At 70.5% G+C, this 17082-nt stretch carries 14 protein-coding genes; 8 read left to right on the top strand and 6 right to left on the bottom strand.

Annotated features, from left to right (window positions below; translation table 11 throughout):
• Window positions 1-10 precede the first annotated feature (10 nt).
• From ACZ5PB_RS04070 to ACZ5PB_RS04060, 3 genes are all read right to left on the bottom strand, one after another.
• Entirely contained in the window at window positions 11-1567 is a 1557-nt protein-coding gene (locus tag ACZ5PB_RS04070) for an acyl-CoA synthetase (protein WP_468687570.1), read from the bottom strand.
• A gap of 71 nt (window positions 1568-1638) precedes the next feature.
• Window positions 1639-2511 carry an amidohydrolase family protein gene (locus ACZ5PB_RS04065; protein WP_468688271.1) on the bottom strand — a complete coding sequence of 291 codons (873 nt, stop codon included), beginning with the start codon at window positions 2509-2511 and terminating at the stop codon, window positions 1639-1641.
• Between the two features lie 49 nt (window positions 2512-2560).
• A complete protein-coding gene (locus ACZ5PB_RS04060; RefSeq protein WP_468687568.1) occupies window positions 2561-3499 on the bottom strand; it encodes an SDR family NAD(P)-dependent oxidoreductase in 939 nt (312 codons plus the stop codon).
• A gap of 275 nt (window positions 3500-3774) precedes the next feature.
• Here ACZ5PB_RS04060 and ACZ5PB_RS04055 point away from each other — a divergent pair, with 275 nt between their 5' ends.
• The 5 genes from ACZ5PB_RS04055 (at window position 3775) to ACZ5PB_RS04035 (ending at window position 8060) form a co-directional block, all read left to right on the top strand.
• Window positions 3775-4200 carry a MarR family winged helix-turn-helix transcriptional regulator gene (locus ACZ5PB_RS04055; RefSeq protein ID WP_468687566.1) on the top strand — a complete coding sequence of 142 codons (426 nt, stop codon included), beginning with the start codon at window positions 3775-3777 and terminating at the stop codon, window positions 4198-4200.
• 94 nt (window positions 4201-4294) lie between these two features.
• Window positions 4295-5680 (top strand): MFS transporter, encoded by a 1386-nt coding sequence (locus tag ACZ5PB_RS04050; RefSeq protein ID WP_468687564.1) that lies wholly within the window; start codon window positions 4295-4297, stop codon window positions 5678-5680.
• A 141-nt stretch (window positions 5681-5821) separates the two neighbouring features.
• Complete coding sequence (locus tag ACZ5PB_RS04045) at window positions 5822-6889, top strand: Rieske 2Fe-2S domain-containing protein (protein ID WP_468687563.1); 1068 nt, start codon at window positions 5822-5824, stop codon at window positions 6887-6889.
• Window positions 6886-7080, top strand: coding sequence for a hypothetical protein (locus tag ACZ5PB_RS04040; protein WP_468687561.1), 195 nt, complete (start codon window positions 6886-6888; stop codon window positions 7078-7080). Before ACZ5PB_RS04045 ends, ACZ5PB_RS04040 begins: the two co-directional genes overlap by 4 nt.
• Window positions 7077-8060 carry a PDR/VanB family oxidoreductase gene (locus tag ACZ5PB_RS04035; protein WP_468687559.1) on the top strand — a complete coding sequence of 328 codons (984 nt, stop codon included), beginning with the start codon at window positions 7077-7079 and terminating at the stop codon, window positions 8058-8060. Before ACZ5PB_RS04040 ends, ACZ5PB_RS04035 begins: the two co-directional genes overlap by 4 nt.
• A gap of 65 nt (window positions 8061-8125) precedes the next feature.
• On the opposite strand, the gene ACZ5PB_RS04030 is transcribed toward ACZ5PB_RS04035, so the two are convergent.
• Complete coding sequence (locus tag ACZ5PB_RS04030; protein WP_468687557.1) at window positions 8126-9169, bottom strand: FAD-dependent oxidoreductase; 1044 nt, start codon at window positions 9167-9169, stop codon at window positions 8126-8128.
• Window positions 9170-9256: 87 nt separating this feature from the next.
• Here ACZ5PB_RS04030 and ACZ5PB_RS04025 point away from each other — a divergent pair, with 87 nt between their 5' ends.
• Window positions 9257-9913 (top strand): TetR/AcrR family transcriptional regulator, encoded by a 657-nt coding sequence (locus ACZ5PB_RS04025; RefSeq protein WP_468687555.1) that lies wholly within the window; start codon window positions 9257-9259, stop codon window positions 9911-9913.
• Between the two features lie 115 nt (window positions 9914-10028).
• On the opposite strand, the gene ACZ5PB_RS04020 is transcribed toward ACZ5PB_RS04025, so the two are convergent.
• Both ACZ5PB_RS04020 and ACZ5PB_RS04015 read right to left on the bottom strand, forming a co-directional pair.
• On the bottom strand, window positions 10029-11558 hold the full coding sequence (locus tag ACZ5PB_RS04020) for a helix-turn-helix domain-containing protein (RefSeq protein WP_468687553.1): 1530 nt from the start codon (window positions 11556-11558) through the stop codon (window positions 10029-10031).
• 608 nt (window positions 11559-12166) lie between these two features.
• The gene (locus tag ACZ5PB_RS04015; protein WP_468687552.1) at window positions 12167-13120 is read right to left on the bottom strand and encodes a Vgb family protein; all 954 of its coding nucleotides are present in this window, start codon (window positions 13118-13120) and stop codon (window positions 12167-12169) included.
• A 115-nt stretch (window positions 13121-13235) separates the two neighbouring features.
• Between ACZ5PB_RS04015 and ACZ5PB_RS04010 the strand changes: the two genes are divergently transcribed.
• Entirely contained in the window at window positions 13236-14105 is an 870-nt protein-coding gene (locus tag ACZ5PB_RS04010; protein ID WP_468687551.1) for an LLM class flavin-dependent oxidoreductase, read from the top strand.
• A gap of 235 nt (window positions 14106-14340) precedes the next feature.
• Window positions 14341-17052: an aconitate hydratase AcnA gene (gene acnA / locus ACZ5PB_RS04005; protein ID WP_468687549.1), complete on the top strand. Its 2712-nt coding sequence runs from the start codon at window positions 14341-14343 to the stop codon at window positions 17050-17052.
• Window positions 17053-17082: the final 30 nt, after the last annotated feature.

Raw genomic sequence — 17082 nt, 5'->3', positions numbered from 1 at the left:
TGCCTTTCTCTTAAGTCTCTTGAGGTGAGTCGGGTTCCCGCACGGTGCCGGCCTGCGGTGTGCCGTACAGGGTCCGTACGCGAGGCTTGATGAGCTTTCCGGAGGCGGTGCGCGGCAGCTCCTCGGCCACCACCACCGACTTGGGGATCTTGTACTTGGCGAGCCGCCCGCCGAGCGAGCCGAGGATCTCCTCGGGCCCCGCCGTCGCCCCCTCCCGTACGACGACGACCGCGCGCGGCACCTCGCCCCACCGCTCGTCGGGGACCCCGATCACCGCGCACTCGACGACATCGGGATGGGCGAGCAGGGCGTCCTCGACCTCGGCGGGATAGACGTTCTCGCCGCCGGAGATGATCATGTCCTTGAGCCGGTCCACGATGGTGACGAAGCCGTCCTCGTCCACCCAGGCCATGTCCCCGGTACGGAACCAGCCGTCGTGGAACGCCTCCGCGCTCTCCTTGGGCAGCCCCCAGTAGCCGGGCATGACGTGCGGCCCGCACACATGGATCTCGCCCGCCTCGCCGACGCCGACCGGCGTGAGGTCCGGCCCGACCACGGCGACATCGCTGAAGAAGTGCGGGACCCCCGCCGAGCCCGCCTTCCCGACAGCGTGCTCCGCGTCGAGGAAGAGCGTGCCGGGCGCCGCCTCCGTCATCCCGTACCCCTGCTGGAAGCCGAGGCCCCGCTCCTGGTACGCGGCGATGAGCCCGGTCGGCACCGGGGCGCCGCCGCAGCTCAGATGGCGTACGGAGGACAGGTCCGCGCCGGGCCAGCGGGGGTGGCGGGCCATCCGGTCGTACATGGTGGGCACGCCGAACATGAAGGTGATGCGGTGTTCCTCGATCAGGTCGAAGGTGGCACCGGGATCGAAGGCCTCGGCGAGCACGCAGGCGCCGCCCTTGAGGAGGACGGGCAGGGTGAGCATGTTGAGGCCCGCGGTGTGGAACAGGGGAGCGGACACCAGGGCGCGCTCGTCGGCGGCCAGGTCCTGGTCGACCAGGACGTTGACCGCGTTCCAGACCAGGTTGGCGTGGGTGAGCATGGCGCCCTTGGGACGGCCGGTGGTGCCCGAGGTGTACATGATGATGCAGACGTCGTCCGGGGCGACGGGCTCGTCGATCGGGGCGGCCGAGGAGCCCAGGGCGCCCGGGGCCGCGGCGAGCGACTCCTCGTAGCGCGGGCCCACTTCGAGGAGGTCGACGGCGTGGGCGGGCCCGTTGTCAGTGGCGTCGTACAGACTGGGTGCGTGGACGAGGAGACGGGCTCCCGAGTCCGCGAGCTGGTAGGCGATCTCGGGCGCCGCCAGCCGGGTGTTGAGCGGGACGAAGACGGCGCCGAGGAGACCGGTGGCGAAGAGGGTCTCCAGGAAGGAGGGGTGGTTGGGTCCGAGATAGGCGACCCGGTCGCCGCGCCGCACACCACGGGTGTGCAGGGCGTGCGCGAGGCGGGTGGTGCGGTCGTGGAGATCGGCGTAACTGACCTTCTGCCGCTGGTGGATCAGTGCCGTGCGGTGCGGTGTCTTGCGGGCACGGCGCGCGGGCCAGGAGCCGATTCCCTCGTTGCGCATCGTTGCGTCCCCTTCATTGGGTGAGGTTCACGAGGTGCGGGTTCACGGGGTGAGTTTCACGGGGTGCGGGTTCACGAGGTGAGGCCGAGCAGTCGGGCGGCGTTGTCCTTGAGGATCTTCGGGCGGACCTCGTCCCTGATCCCCAGCTTGTCGAAGTCGGCGAGCCAGCGGTCCGGGGTCAGCACCGGATAGTCCGAGCCGAACAGGACCTTGTCCTTCAGGAGGGTGTTGGCGTACTGGACCAGCTGCGGCGGGAAGTACTTGGGCGACCAGCCGGACAGGTCGATGTGGACGCCCGGTTTGTGGGTGGCGACCGCGAGTGCCTCGTCCTGCCAGGGGAAGGAGGGATGAGCCAGGATGATCTTCAGGTGCGGGAAGTCGACGGCCACGTCGTCGACGTACATCGGGTTGGAGTACTTCAGCCGAATACCGCCCCCGCCCGGCACCCCGGCGCCGATGCCGGTCTGCCCGGTGTGGAACAGGGCGACGGCCCCGGCCTCCTCGATCACCTCGTACAGCTCGTAGGCGATCCGGTCGTTGGGGAAGAAGCCCTGGATGTTCGGGTGGAACTTGAAGCCGCGTACGCCGTACTCCTCGACCAGCCGGCGTGCCCGGCGCACCCCGGCCCTGCCCCGGAACGGGTCGATCGAGGCGAACGGGATGAGCACGTCCGCATTGGCCGCCGCCGCCTCGGCGACCTCCTCGTTGGGGACGGGCTCGGTGCCGGTGGCGTGCTCGGCGTCCACGGTGAAGACCACCGCGGCCATCCTCCGCTCGCGGTAGTACGCGGCGATCTCCGGGAGCGTGGGCTTGCGGTCGCGGCCCTCGACCTTGAAGTACGCGCTGGAGGTGTCGGCCAGGTCGTCGTCGAGGGAGGAGTTGCCCTTGGCGGAGACCTCGGCGTGGGTGTGCACGTCGATGGCGACGAGCTCGTCGACGTTCATGGCGGGCGTACGGGTCCTGTCGTCCGGTCCGGGCGTACGGGTCATGTCGTCACGCCCCCTTGCCGGACGGGGCGGCGGCGGGCACCTTCGGGGCCGGGATGCCGACCGTCTGCGGTGCGGCGCCCACCGAGGTGTGCCAGGACTCGGCGATGGACTCGGGGGCCCAGCCGCCGTCCGCGTACGCCACCGCGACCTCCTGCGGGTGCGACCACAGCGCCAGCTTGTCGCCGCCGATGCCGATGCACTGACCGGTGATCCCGCGCGCGGCCTCCGAGGCAAGGAACGGAACCAGTGCCGCGCAGTCCTCGGCGGTGCCGAAGCCCTCGCCCTTGCGCAGGAACCCGGGCAGCGGCTCGCCGCCGCGCAGCGCCTCGACGTACGGGGCGAAGGCCGGGATGGTCTCGGTCATCGCGGTCGCGGCGACCGGCACGATGGCGTTGACGGTGATGTTCGCGCGGCCCAGCTCCATCGACCAGGTGCGGGCCATCGCGGCGATACCGGCCTTGGCGGCCGCGTAGTTGGTCTGGCCGAAGTTGCCGCGCTGGCCGGCGGGGGAGCCGACCAGGATCAGGCTGCCGCCCTCGCCCTGTTCCCGCATGCGGACCGCCGCGGCCCGGGCGCAGGCGAAGGTGCCGCGCAGATGCACCCCGATGACGGTGTCGAAGTCCTCGTCGGTCATCTTCCACAGCACCTTGTCGCGCAGCACCCCCGCGTTGGTCACCAGGACGTCGAGCCGCCCGAACTCCTCGACCGCACGGCCGACCAGCCGGTCGGCCGCCTCGGTCGTACCCACCGCGGCCACCTCGGCGACCGCCGTGCCGCCCGCCTCCCTGATGGTCTTCACGGCCTGCTCGGCGACCGCCTCGTCCAGGTCGTTGACGACGACGGACGCACCGGCGGCGGCGAGCGCCCGGGCGTAGGCGAGCCCGAGGCCGCGTCCGCTGCCGGTGACGAGGGCGACCTTGCCGGTCAGATCGAGAGTGGGCACAGAAAGCTCCTTACGGAGTGGGTGGGTTGAGGGAGAACGCGGTGGGCGGGCCGGGCCGGGCGGACCCGGCAGCCCCCGCCAGATCGAAGCTAAGGACAATCATTGTTGTCGTCAATGGTTGTTGGCACATTCGATCTGCGTCATGCTGGGGCGCGTTCGTCATCGAGTTCGTATCGAGCCCTCATCGAGGACCCAGGGAGCACGCCATCAGCAAGTCATCGGCCCCGGCCGCCACTTCACCGTCGGAAGAGTCCATCGACGCGCACGAGCCCTGGATGCGCGGCCTGCACGCCGACACCGGCTACCTCCTGTACCGGCTCGGCCTGCGCTCCGGCCAGCTCTTCAACACCTCCCTCCAGGAGTCGGGCCTGCGGCTGCGCCACTACGCGCTGCTCCGCTTCCTGGCCGGCTCCGAAGGTGCGCTGCAACGCGAGTTGAGCGCCCGCCTCGGTTACGACCCGAGTGCGATCGTCGGCCTCGTCGACGACCTCGAACGCCTCGGGTTCGTCGAGCGAAGGCCGTCCCCCGGCGACCGCCGCAGCCGCGTCGTCGTACTCACCGACCCCGGCCGCGACTTCCTCCAGGGCAGCGAAACCGCAGGTGAGCGCGTGACCGACGAACTGCTCGCCCCGCTCGACGACGCGGAGCGGGAGACCCTCCACGCACTCCTGCGCCGGGTCGCGGAAGCGGGTCTCGCCTGATCGGTGCGGTGATCCATGTTGTGCAAAACATTGACGGCAATCACGAGGATGCCTACCTTCGCGGTGACATCGGCCCATCCTCAGGGAGCCCGTCATGCAGCCGTCCCGTACCTCGAACCGCCGGCCGTCAGACGGCCGAACCCCGCACGAAGCAAGGCAGTTGCGCCGCGTCGCGCTCTCCGGCCTGCTCGGCACCGCAGTGGAGCTCTATGACTTCCTCGTCTACGGCACGGTCGCGGCCCTCGTCTTCGGCGAGCTCTTCTTCCCGAAGGCCGACCCGGCCGTAGGCACCATCGCCGCCTTCGGCACCTTCGCCGCGGGCTACCTCGCCCGCCCCCTCGGCGGCATCGTCTTCGGCCACTTCGGCGACCGCGTCGGCCGTAAGTCGATCATGCTGCTGACCATGGTCATGATGGGCACGGGCAGCTTCCTCATCGGCCTGCTGCCCACCTACGACGCCATCGGCGTCTGGGCACCGGTCCTGCTGGTCACCCTGCGCGTCGTGCAGGGACTGGCGATCGGCGGCGAGTGGGGCGGCGCCACCCTGATGGTGGTCGAACATGTCGAGCACGCGGGCGGCAAGCGCCGGGGACTGTGGTCCAGCGCCACCCAACTCGGCGCCCCGCTCGGCTCGGTGCTCTCCGCGGGCGTCGTCACCCTCGTCTCCATGCTGCCCGACGACGACTTCCGCAGCTGGGGGTGGCGTGTGCCGTTCCTGCTGAGCGTGGTGCTGCTCGCCGTAGGCCTCTTCGTACGACTCAAGGTGACGGAGAGCCCGCTCTTCAAGGAGGCCCAGCGCGAGAAGGAATCCGCGTCCGCGGCCGCGAAGCTCCCCCTTTTCGAACTGCTCCGCGAGCCCAAGCCGGTGATCCAGGCCTGCTGCGTCGGGATCAGCGCGTTCACCGCCCAGTCGCTGCTGACCGGCTTCATGATCTCGTACGCCGTCACCCACGGCTACACCCGCTCCGAGGTGCTCACCGCGGTCACCCTCGCGTCCTGCCTCGCCCTGTTCGTCCTGCCCGCGGCATCCGCGCTCTCCGACCGGGTGGGCCGCCGCCCGGTCGTGATGGCCGGAGCGATCGCCTCCGCCGCACTGGCCTTCCCGGTCGTCACGCTCGTCGACTCCGGCTCGCCCGGCCTGCTGATCCTGGCGCTGTGCCTGGGGCACGGGGTCGCCCAGTCCACGATGTACGGACCGCTGGGGGCACTGCTCTCCGAGATGTTCGGCACCCGGGTCCGCTATACGGGCGCCTCGCTCGGCTACCAGGCGGCCACACTGATCGGCGCGGGCTTCTCACCGCTGATCGCGGGCAGCCTGCTCGCGGCGTACGACGGCAGCAGTACGCCGCTGGCGCTGCTGCTCTGTGCGGGGGCGGGCATCACCGTCGTCACGCTCTGGACCATGCGCGAAACGAGCAACGCGGCGCTGCCGGTGGACAGTTCACCGGTCGAGCCGCTCCCCGAGGGCGCGCAGCGCTGACGCCCTCCGCTTTCGGCAGCCCTCGGCACGCCTTTCCGGATGCCGGAACCGGCCTTGTCCGCCCCGGCGGGAATTCACGAAGCTGCGTGTGCGGGGCCGCTCGTCGCCGGCCCCGGCCCCACCCCGAAGGGAACCCACCCCGTGCCCCACCGCACCCCGTTCGCCCGGAACCAGTGGTACGTCGCCGCCCACGCCCACGAGGTCGGCCGGGAGCTCCTCGGCCGGACCTTCCTCGGCGAGCCCGTCGTCCTCTACCGCACCGAGGACGACCACACCCCGGTGGCCCTCGCCGACCGCTGTGTGCACCGCCGCTTCCCGCTCTCCGAGAGCCGGCTCGACGGCGACCGCATCGTCTGCGGCTACCACGGCTTCACGTACGACACGACCGGCACCTGCGTCTCCGTACCCGGCCAGAAACGCGTGCCGCGCACCGCGCGCGTCGCCTCGTACCCCGTCGTCGAACAGGACGCCCTGATCTGGATCTGGATCGGCGACGACCCGGCCCTCGCCGACCCGGCGGCCATCCCGCGCGCCCGCCACCTCGCCGACCCGGCCTGGACGACGGTTACCGGCATGGAGCCCATCGACGGCGACCACGGCCTGCTCGTCGACAACCTCATGGACCTCTCCCACGAGACGTACCTGCACGGCGGCTACATCGGTACGCCCGAGGTCGCCGACACCCCCATCACCACCGAGGTCGACGAGGGTGCGGGCGTCGTACGCGTCGGCAGGCACATGGACGACGCCGAATGCCCGCCCTTCTACGCCCGCTCCACCGGCATCGAGGGCCGCATCACCCGCTGGCAGGACATCGAGTACTCCGCCCCCTGCCTCTACCTGCTGCACAGCCGTATCGCCCCGGTCGGCGTGCTCCCCGAACCGGACGGCAGCGACCCGAACGCCTTCCACACCGAGATCACGTACGCCATCACCCCCTCCAGCGAGGGAAAGGTGTACGACTTCTGGGCGGTGTCGCGGGACTTCGCCACCGACGACCACGAAGTGACGGAATTTCTCCGGGAGTTCAACCACACCGTCGTCATGCAGGACGTGGACGCGCTCAACCTCCTCCAGCGCACCCTGGACACTGAGCCCCCCGGCCGCCAGGAACTGAGCATCAACATCGACACCGGCGCCCTCGCCGCACGCCGCATCCTCGCCCGCCTGGCGGAAGAAGGCACGAAACCACTGGAAACCATCCGGTGACCCCCGCATCCACCTCTGCTTCCACTCCCGCTCCAGCAGTGCCGGGCAGGATCTACCGCATCCACTGGCTCCCCGGCACCGACCGTCTCCACGGCACCTGCCACTGCGGCGCCGAGCACACCGCGCAGGACCCGGCCGCGATGTGGGACTGGCTGCTGGCGCACCCCGAAGGACACCGAGGACCGCAATGAGCACCCCGATCGACCACGCCGCCCTCCAACTCCGCGTCACGCACACCGAGTCGGCAGCCGAAGGCATCCTCGCCCTCACCCTCCAAGAGGCCTCCGGCGCCGAGCTCCCCGCCTGGGAACCCGGCGCCCACATCGACCTGATCCTCGACGCCGCCCGAGACCTGATCCGCTCGTACTCGCTCTGCGGCGACCCCGCCGACCGCCGCACCTGGCGCATAGCGGTGCTCAACGAGCCTGCGGGGCGCGGCGGTTCGGCGTATGTCCACCAGAACCTGACCCCCGGCACCCAGGTCGGCGCCCACGCCCCCCGCAACCACTTCCCTCTCCTCCCGGCCCCCCGCTACCGCTTCGTCGCAGGCGGCATCGGCATTACCCCGCTCCTCCCGATGCTGGTGGAAGCGGAGCGAAAGGGCGCCGACTGGACCCTCCTCTACGGCGCCAGGTCCCGCCAATCCCTCGCGTACGCAGGTGAACTGACGCAGCGTTACGGAGCGGACCGCATCCGCCTCGCCCCCCAGGACGAGACCGGCCTCCTCGACCTCCCCGCAGCCCTGGCCGACCCCACCCCCGACACCCTGATCTACTGCTGCGGCCCGGCCCCGCTCCTGGACGCGATCACCGCTCACCACGCCACCACCTGGCCCCCGGGCACCCTGCACATGGAACGCTTCCAGCCGAAGCCGAAAGCGGCTGAGATCGCTGAAATCCCGGACGAGTCCTTCGAGTTGACCCTCTCCAGATCATCCAAGACCCTGACCGTCGCCCCCGGAGTCTCCATCCTCAAGACGCTCCGCAAGGCAGGCGTGGACGTCCTCTACTCCTGCGGCGAGGGCACCTGCGGAACCTGCGAGACCGACGTGCTGGACGGCGTCCCCGACCACCGCGACTCGATCCTCAGCGACGCCGAGCGCGAAGCGGGCGAGACCATGCTGATCTGCGTCTCCCGCTGCAAGGGCCCACGGCTCGTCCTCGACCTCTGAGGCCTCTGGGACCTCTGGGACGCACACCCACGGAGGGCGCCGAAGTCGGCCAGCAGCGTGGCGAGTTACGGCAGCAGTCCGACCACCGCGTCGCGCAGCCCGGCCCGTTCCGTCGACATGAAACGGTGCAGAGTGCGCGAGCCGAAGGCGACCCGCTGTGCGCTGCGGCGCCGCTCCGAGTCGTACGCACCCAGGGCGCCCGGCAGGTCAGGACGGTCGGCGACGGCACGCGTCAAAGCCTCCGCGTCCAGGATCGCCGTGCACGCGCCCTGACCCAGGTTCGGGGTCATGGCGTGCGCGGCGTCGCCGACCAGCGCGACCTTCCCGCCGTGCACGAAGGTGGGCAGCGCGGGGTAGAGGTGCCGCATCTCGTACCGGATCCAGCGGTCGGGGGCGGTCTCGGCGAGCAGGCGCGGGATCGGGTCGTGCCAGCCCTCGAAGTGGCCGCGCAGCTCGTCGGCGGTGGTCGCGCCGGGAACGGTGGCGTACCAGTTGGTGCGTCCCGGCTCGACCGGGGTCATGCCGAAGAAGCGGCCCCGTCCCCAGGTCTCCCCGTACATCCCGGTCTCGAAGTCCGCGATGCCGATCCAGGCGACGGTGCCGATCTCCCGGGGCCCGCTGCGGGTGCCGAACGTGGCGGTGCGCACCCCGCTGCGGATCCCGTCCGCGCCGACCACCAGATCGTTCCCTGCGATCAGCGCGTGCACGGCGTCGGCGTCCCTGACGTTCTCGCCGAACTTCAGCGGTACGTCCCCGAACGCGGCCAGCTCGGCCAGCAGTGCCTGGATCAAGTACGGCCGGGAGACGAGCAGTTCGGGACGTCCCGCCTTCTTCTCGATGCGCTCCAGCGGAAGGGCCGCCAGTACCTTCCCGGCCGGATTGCGGATCTTCGCCCCCCGGTACGGGACCGCCCGGTCCCGCAGCACCCCGCCGAGCCCGAGCCGGTCGAGCGCGCCCTGTGCTTCCGGGTGGATGCCGAAGGCGGCGCCGTACTGCTCCAGGTCCGGGCGCCGTTCGAGGATCGAGACGTTCCACCCGGCGCGGCGCAAGCCGATCGCCGTGGTCAGGCCACCGATTCCCGCGCCCACGACCACTGCCGTTCCAGCCATGACGTACCCCCACTCATCGCCGTACCTCTTGCCGTGCCTTCATTAGTACCACAACTGTGGTACCACGGATGGGGTAGTCTTGGCCAGGTGAATCAGGATCGACGGGACAGGCTGCGCGACGCGGCCATGGCGGTACTGGCCGAAGGGGGCGGGCGCGGGCTGACGCACCGGGCGGTCGACACCGCCGCCGAAGTGCCGCCCGGCACCGCCAAGAACTACTTCCCCACCAGGGACGCGCTGCTGCGCGCGGTCGCCGAACGCTGCCTGGAGCAGTACCGCGAACTCGCCGCCCGGGCGGCGGGCGGCCCCCTGCCGACGAGCCGCGAAGCCCTGGTGGTGATGGGCGGCGCACTCCTGGGAGACGTCGCGGGCCCCGGCCGCAACCGCCTCCTCGCCTACCTGGAACTCCAGGCCGAGGCGGCCCGCCGCCCCTGGCTCGCGGCCATCCTCGACCCCATCGCCGCAGCCGACTTCGCGGGCCTGGAAGCGGCCCAGCGCGCCGCCGGACTCCCGGTCACCCCGCAACGCGCGGCCACGGTCACCCTTGCCCTGCACGCGGCCATCCCGCACCTCCTCATGGGCGGCACCGCCACGATCGAGGCGGCGGGCCTGGACGACCCGGACCGCTTCGTACGGGACCTGCTGGACGCGGTGTACCCGGCCCCGGACCTGGAACCGGACGCGAGCCCGAGCCCGGAATCGGACGCGAGCCCGAACCCGGAACCCGAACCGATCGGCGAGTGAACCACGACCGAGCCCTCCCGCAGACGCACAAGTGCCGCCGCACCCCCTGCCGACGCGTTTTCGCGCGGGTCAGGTGGGGTGCGGCGGCACCTGTCGACCGGTCGTCGCGGAGGGTCTAGATGTCGCGGAAGATCTCGATCTGCGCGCCCACCGAGTTGAGGCGCTCGGCCAGGTCCTCGTAACCCCGGTTGATGACGTACACATTCCGCAGGACCGACGTGCCCTCGGCGGCCATCATCGCGAGGAGGACGACCACGGCCGGGCGCAGTGCCGGCGGGCACATCATCTCGGCGGCGCGCCAGCGGGTCGGGCCCTCGACCAACACCCGGTGGGGGTCGAGGAGTTGGAGGCGGCCGCCGAGGCGGTTGAGGTCGGTGAGGTAGATCGCGCGGTTGTCGTAGACCCAGTCGTGGATCAGGGTCTGGCCCTGGGCCGTGGCCGCGATGGCCGCGAAGAAGGGGACGTTGTCGATGTTGAGGCCCGGGAAGGGCATCGGGTGGATCTTGTCGATCGGCGCCTCCAGCTTGGAGGGACGGACCGTCAGGTCGACGAGACGGGTACGGCCGTTGTCGGCGCTGTACTCGGCGGAGCGGTCGTGGTCCAGGCCCATCTCCTCCAGGACCGCGAGCTCGATTTCGAGGAACTCGATCGGCACCCGGCGGATGGTGAGCTCGGACTCCGTGACGACGGCGGCGGCCAGCAGGCTCATGGCCTCGACCGGGTCCTCGGAGGGGGAGTAGTCGACGTCGACGTTGATGTCCGGGACGCCGTGGACCGTGAGGGTGGTGGTGCCGACGCCCTCGACCTTGACGCCCAGCGCTTCGAGGAAGAAGCAGAGGTCCTGGACCATGTAGTTGGAGGAGGCGTTACGGATGACGGTCGTGCCGTCGTGACGGGAGGCCGCCAGCAGCGCGTTCTCGGTGACGGTGTCGCCGCGCTCGGTCAGCACGATCGGACGGTCCGGGCCCGCCGACTTCTCGACCTCGGCGTGGTAGATGCCCTCGGTGGCCGTGATGTCCAGGCCGAAGCGGCGCAGGGCGATCATGTGCGGCTCGATGGTGCGGGTGCCGAGGTCGCAACCGCCCGCGTACGGCAGCTTGAAGCGGTCCATGCGGTGCAGCAGCGGGCCGAGGAACATGATGATCGAACGGGTGCGGCGGGCCGCGTCCGCGTCCATCGCGGCCATGTCCAGGTCGGCCGGCGGGACGATCTCCAGGTCCTTGCCGTCGTTGATCCAGCGGGTGCGCACGCCGATGGAGCTCAGTACCTCCAGAAGGCGGTACACCTCCTCGATCCGCGCGACCTTGCGCAGGACGGTGCGGCCCTTGTTGAGGAGGGTGGCGCAGAGGAGTGCCACGCAGGCGTTCTTGCTGGTCTTGACGTCGATGGCGCCGGAGAGGCGGCGGCCTCCGACCACTCGCAGGTGCATCGGGCCCGAGTACCCGAGCGACACGATCTCGCTGTCGAGGGCTTCACCGATTCGGGCGATCATCTCAAGGCTGATGTTTTGATTGCCGCGCTCGATGCGGTTCACCGCGCTCTGGCTGGTGCCGAGGGCATCCGCGAGCTGCGTCTGTGTCCAGCCACGGTGCTGACGGGCGTCACGGATGAGCTTGCCGATGCGTACGAGGTAGTCGTCTGCCATGCGGGGCAGGCTATCTCAGATATGAGATGACAACCCACTCGGGTGGGCTGGAGGGGTGAGGGAGCTGGTGGGGCGTCAGGTCGCCGGGCGGGGACGGGTCGTGCCCACCCAGGAGCCCGGCCGAACGGCGCCGCGCCTGCGGCGGGCGATGCCCCTCCCCGCCCCTTCCCGCTGTGCTGGATTTGCGGCTGCCGCCGCGTGGCGCTGGCTGGTCAGGCGGTGTCGCGCCTGCGGCGGGCTTTGCCCCTCCCCGCCCCTTCCCTAGACCGCTGGCCGCGGGGCCGGGGGTGGGGATGTGCGGGCCGGTGGTGGGTTGCTCGCGCAGTTCCCCGCGCCCCCAGGTACTCGTGTCCAGCGCCGCATAGTTCCCGGCGCCCGTCAGCGACGAGTACTTCAGGGGCGCGGGGAACTGCGCGGCCAGCCACGAACAACCCGCACCTGACAACCGGCCGTGGCCGGGCCCGCCCCCTCTGTCCCACCGCGAGGGCCGGCAGCCCACCCACCCCCGCCCGGCCGTACGGGCCGGGGTCTGGGGCGGAGCCCCAGTTTCGGGAAGGGGCGGGGAGGGGAAACGCCCGCGCAGCGGACCCCCGCCTCGCCCCGCCCCCCTAAGTCAGCTCGACCCTCGCCACCCTCCCCACCTCCAACGCCACCCACAAAACCCCACCCACCCCCACCGCAATCCCATGCGGCTCCGCCCCCGCCGACGGCAAGTCGTACGAGTCGACGTGCGCGCCGTCGACCGTGATCCGGCCGATCCGACCCGCCCCCCACTCCGTGAACCACATCGCCCCGTCCGCCCCACCCACCAGCGCATGCGGCCGCACCCCCCTGTCCGGCAGCGGGAATTCCGTGATGCGGCCATCGGTGTCGATCCGGCCGATCTGGCCCGCGCCGATCTCGACCCACCACATCGCCCCGTCCGGGCCCGCCGCGATCCCCACCGGGCCCGCTTCGGGCGTCGGCAGCGGGTGGATCTCGATCGAGCCGCCGTCCAGGGCGATGGAGCCCACCGCGTTGGCCTTGTTCAGGGTGAACCACATCCGGTCACCGTCCGGCCCCGCCGCGATGGCCGACGGGAAACCCCCGGTGACCGGCAGCTCGTACTCCGTCACCTCGCCCCCGGTCGTGATCCGCCCGATCCGGTCGGTGTGGAACTCCGTGAACCACAGCGCACCGTCCCCGCCCACCGCGATCCCGTACGGCCCGGCCCCCGGCGTCGTCGGTGCGAAGGTGCTGACCGTGCCGTCCACGGCCACCCGCCCGATCCGGTTCCCCACGAACTCGGTGAACCACAGCGCCCCGTCGGGCCCCGGCACGATCACCGTGGGATTGCCGTCCGCGGAGGGGAGCGCGTACGTCGACACCTCGCCGCCCGTCACCGCGACCCGGCCGATGCTCCCCTCGTGCACCTTGGTGAACCACACCGCGCCGTCAGAACCGACGGCCACGCCGTACGGCCCGGCCTTTTCGTCGGAGACCTCGATCTCGGTGATCGTGACACTCGGGCGGCGGGACGACGGCGACGGCTCCGTGCTGGACTTTCCGGTACGTGATGACATGAAGAGGGAAGCTCCTTGTGAACTGAACTCGATTCCGGCGCATGGTAGTTGCCGGGCCGGCCCGGTCCGATCCAACCCGGTTGCCGTCGACCGGGGCGGCGGGCACCATGCCCGGATGCGTTTCTCCGTGAACATCCCCTGCTTCGGCGACTTCGCCGATCCCCGTAACGTCGCCGAGCTGGCCAAGGCCGCCGAGGAGGCCGGCTGGGACGGGCTCTTCGTCTGGGACCACGTCCTGCACCGCGCCCACGGCGACCGGCCCTTCGCCGATCCGTGGATGCTCCTCACCGCCGCGGCCCTTGCCACGCACCGGATCAAGCTGGGCACCCTGGTCACCCCGGTCGCCCGCCGCCGACCCCAGGAGCTCGCCCGGCAGGTCGCCACGCTGGACTCCCTGAGCAACGGACGGGTGATCTTCGGGACGGGGCTCGGCGGGCCGATCGAGGACGAGTACGCGAGCTTCGGCGACACCGCGCAGCCCGTCGAGCTCGCCGAACGGCTCGACGAAGGGCTTGGGCTTCTTCAGCGGTTCTGGACGGGGAGTCGAGTCGATCACGAGGGGCGGCACTTTGTCGCCCGCGATGTCACCCTGCTGCCCGCCACCGTCCAGCGACCCCGCCCACCGGTCTGGATCGCCGGATTCTGGCCGAGCCGGCCCCCGATGCGGCGGGCCGCCCGCTGGGACGGTGCCGTTCCGCTCTTCGCGTCCGCCAAGCACGGCCACGTACCCGACCTGGGGGAGTTCCGCGATCTGGTCGCCTACGTACGCAAGCTCCGGGTGACGGACGCCCCCGCCGCGCACCCCTTCGAGTTCGTCGTCGGCGGGGCGAGCCCCGCGGCGCCCGGTGCGGCGCGCGATCTGATCGGGCCGCTCGCCGACGCCGGGGCGACCTGGTGGGACGAGCGGCAGTACCAGCGCGACGCGGACCTCGACCGGCTCGGCCCCGTACTGCGCCGCGTCGAGCAGGGCCCGCCCACACTCTGAGCCGGGGCAGCGGAGCCCGGCACATCCACGGTCGGCCGCGCCCGGGCATGACCGTACTGCGGCCATGTACTAGAGTTATCTCGACATCGAGATATCTGCCCAGCGCGCCGCAGTCGCCACTTCTCGGTAAGGGTTACCTAACTAAGCCTTACCTTAGCGGGTCGGCCCGGAGTCGTGGCGGCAGGATTGCTGTATTGCGGTAGAACGCGCACTTTTTTGACTGAAGGAGACTGTCGTGTCGGCGAACAGCTTCGACGCCCGCAGCACGCTGCGCGTGGGTGACGAGTCGTACGAGATCTTCAAGCTGGACAAGGTCGAGGGCTCCGCGCGCCTCCCTTACAGCCTGAAGGTCCTGCTGGAGAACCTGCTCCGCACGGAGGACGGTGCGAACATCACCGCCGACCACATCCGTGCGATCGGCAGCTGGGACTCCCAGGCCCAGCCCAGCCAGGAGATCCAGTTCACGCCGGCCCGCGTGATCATGCAGGACTTCACCGGCGTCCCCTGCGTCGTGGACCTCGCCACCATGCGTGAGGCCGTGAAGGAGCTGGGCGGCGACCCGGCGAAGATCAACCCCCTCGCCCCGGCCGAGCTGGTCATCGACCACTCCGTCATCGCCGACAAGTTCGGCACCGCCGGCGCCTTCCAGCAGAACGTGGAGCTGGAGTACGGCCGCAACAAGGAGCGCTACCAGTTCCTGCGCTGGGGCCAGACCGCCTTCGACGAGTTCAAGGTCGTCCCCCCGGGCACCGGCATCGTCCACCAGGTCAACATCGAGCACCTCGCTCGCACGGTCATGGTCCGCAACGGCCAGGCCTACCCCGACACCCTCGTCGGCACCGACTCGCACACCACCATGGTCAACGGCCTCGGCGTGCTGGGCTGGGGCGTCGGCGGCATCGAGGCCGAGGCCGCGATGCTCGGCCAGCCGGTCTCCATGCTGATCCCGCGCGTCGTCGGCTTCAAGCTGACCGGCGAGCTCCCGGCCGGCACCACCGCCACCGACCTCGTGCTGACCATCACCGAGATGCTGCGCAAGCACGGTGTCGTCGGCAAGTTCGTCGAGTTCTACGGTGAGGGTGTGGCGGCCACGAGCCTCGCCAACCGCGCCACCATCGGCAACATGTCGCCGGAGTTCGGCTCCACCGCCGCGATCTTCCCGATCGACGACGAGACGCTGAAGTACCTGCGCCTGACCGGCCGCGACGCCCAGCAGGTCGCGCTCGTCGAGGCGTACGCCAAGGAGCAGGGCCTGTGGCTCGACCCGGCCGCCGAGCCGGACTTCTCCGAGAAGCTCGAACTCGACATGTCGACGGTCGTCCCGTCCATCGCCGGTCCGAAGCGCCCGCAGGACCGCATCGTCCTCGCCAACGCCTCGCAGCAGTTCGCCCAGGACGTCCGCAACTACGTCTCGGACGACATGGAGGCCGGCAAGGAGTCCTTCCCGGCGTCCGACGCCCCGGCCGTCTCCAACGGCGTTCCGTCCAACCCGGTCACCGTGACCGCCGCCGACGGTTCCACGTACGAGCTGGACCACGGCGCGGTGACGGTCGCGGCCATCACCTCCTGCACCAACACCTCGAACCCGTACGTGATGGTCGCCGCCGCGCTCGTCGCGAAGAAGGCCGTCGAGAAGGGCCTGACCCGCAAGCCGTGGGTCAAGACCACCCTCGCCCCGGGCTCCAAGGTCGTCACCGACTACTTCGACAAGGCCGGGCTCACCCCCTACCTCGACAAGGTCGGCTTCAACCTGGTCGGTTACGGCTGCACCACCTGCATCGGCAACTCGGGCCCGCTGCCCGAGGAGGTCTCCAAGGCCGTCAACGACCACGACCTGGCCGTGACGTCGGTGCTCTCGGGCAACCGCAACTTCGAGGGCCGGATCAACCCCGACGTCAAGATGAACTACCTGGCGTCCCCGCCGCTGGTCGTCGCGTACGCCATCGCCGGTTCGATGAAGGTCGACATCACCAAGGACGCCCTGGGCGTCGACCAGGACGGCAAGCCGGTCTTCCTCGCCGACATCTGGCCGACCGAGGCCGAGGTCAACGACGTCGTCGCCAACTCCATCGGCGAGGACATGTTCAACAAGTCCTACCAGGACGTCTTCGCGGGCGACGCCCAGTGGCAGGCGCTCTCGATCCCCACCGGCAACACCTTCGAGTGGGACAACGAGTCCACCTACGTGCGCAAGCCCCCGTACTTCGAGGGCATGACGATGGAGACGACCCCGGTCGAGGACATCGCCGGTGCGCGCGTGCTGGCCAAGCTGGGCGACTCGGTCACCACCGACCACATCTCCCCGGCCGGTGCGATCAAGGCCGACACCCCGGCCGGCAAGTACCTCACGGAGCACGGCGTCGAGCGTCGCGAGTTCAACTCGTACGGCTCCCGTCGCGGTAACCACGAGGTCATGATCCGCGGCACCTTCGCCAACATCCGCCTGCGCAACCAGATCGCGCCGGGCACCGAGGGCGGCTTCACCCGCGACTTCACGCAGGCCGATGGCCCGGTCTCGTACATCTACGACGCCTCGCAGAACTACCAGGCCGCCGGCACCCCGCTGGTCATCCTGGCGGGCAAGGAGTACGGCTCGGGCTCGTCCCGCGACTGGGCGGCCAAGGGCACCGCGCTCCTCGGCGTCAAGGCCGTCATCGCAGAGTCGTACGAGCGCATCCACCGCTCGAACCTCATCGGCATGGGCGTCCTCCCGCTCCAGTACCCGGAAGGCGCCACGGCCGAGTCGCTGGGCCTGACCGGCGAGGAGACCTTCTCCATCACGGGCGTCACCGGCCTCAACGACGGTGGCATCCCGGAGACCCTGAAGGTCAAGGCGGGCGACGTCGAGTTCGACGCCAAGCTCCGCATCGACACCCCCGGCGAGGCGGACTACTACCGCAACGGCGGCATCCTGCAGTACGTGCTGCGTTCGCTGATCCGCAGCTAGTGGCCAAGTAGCAGTAGCGGCACGTGAGAA

The sequence above is a fragment of the Streptomyces sp. NPDC032721 genome, assembly GCF_055579625.1.
This window is presented reverse-complemented; position numbering and strand designations above follow the sequence as displayed.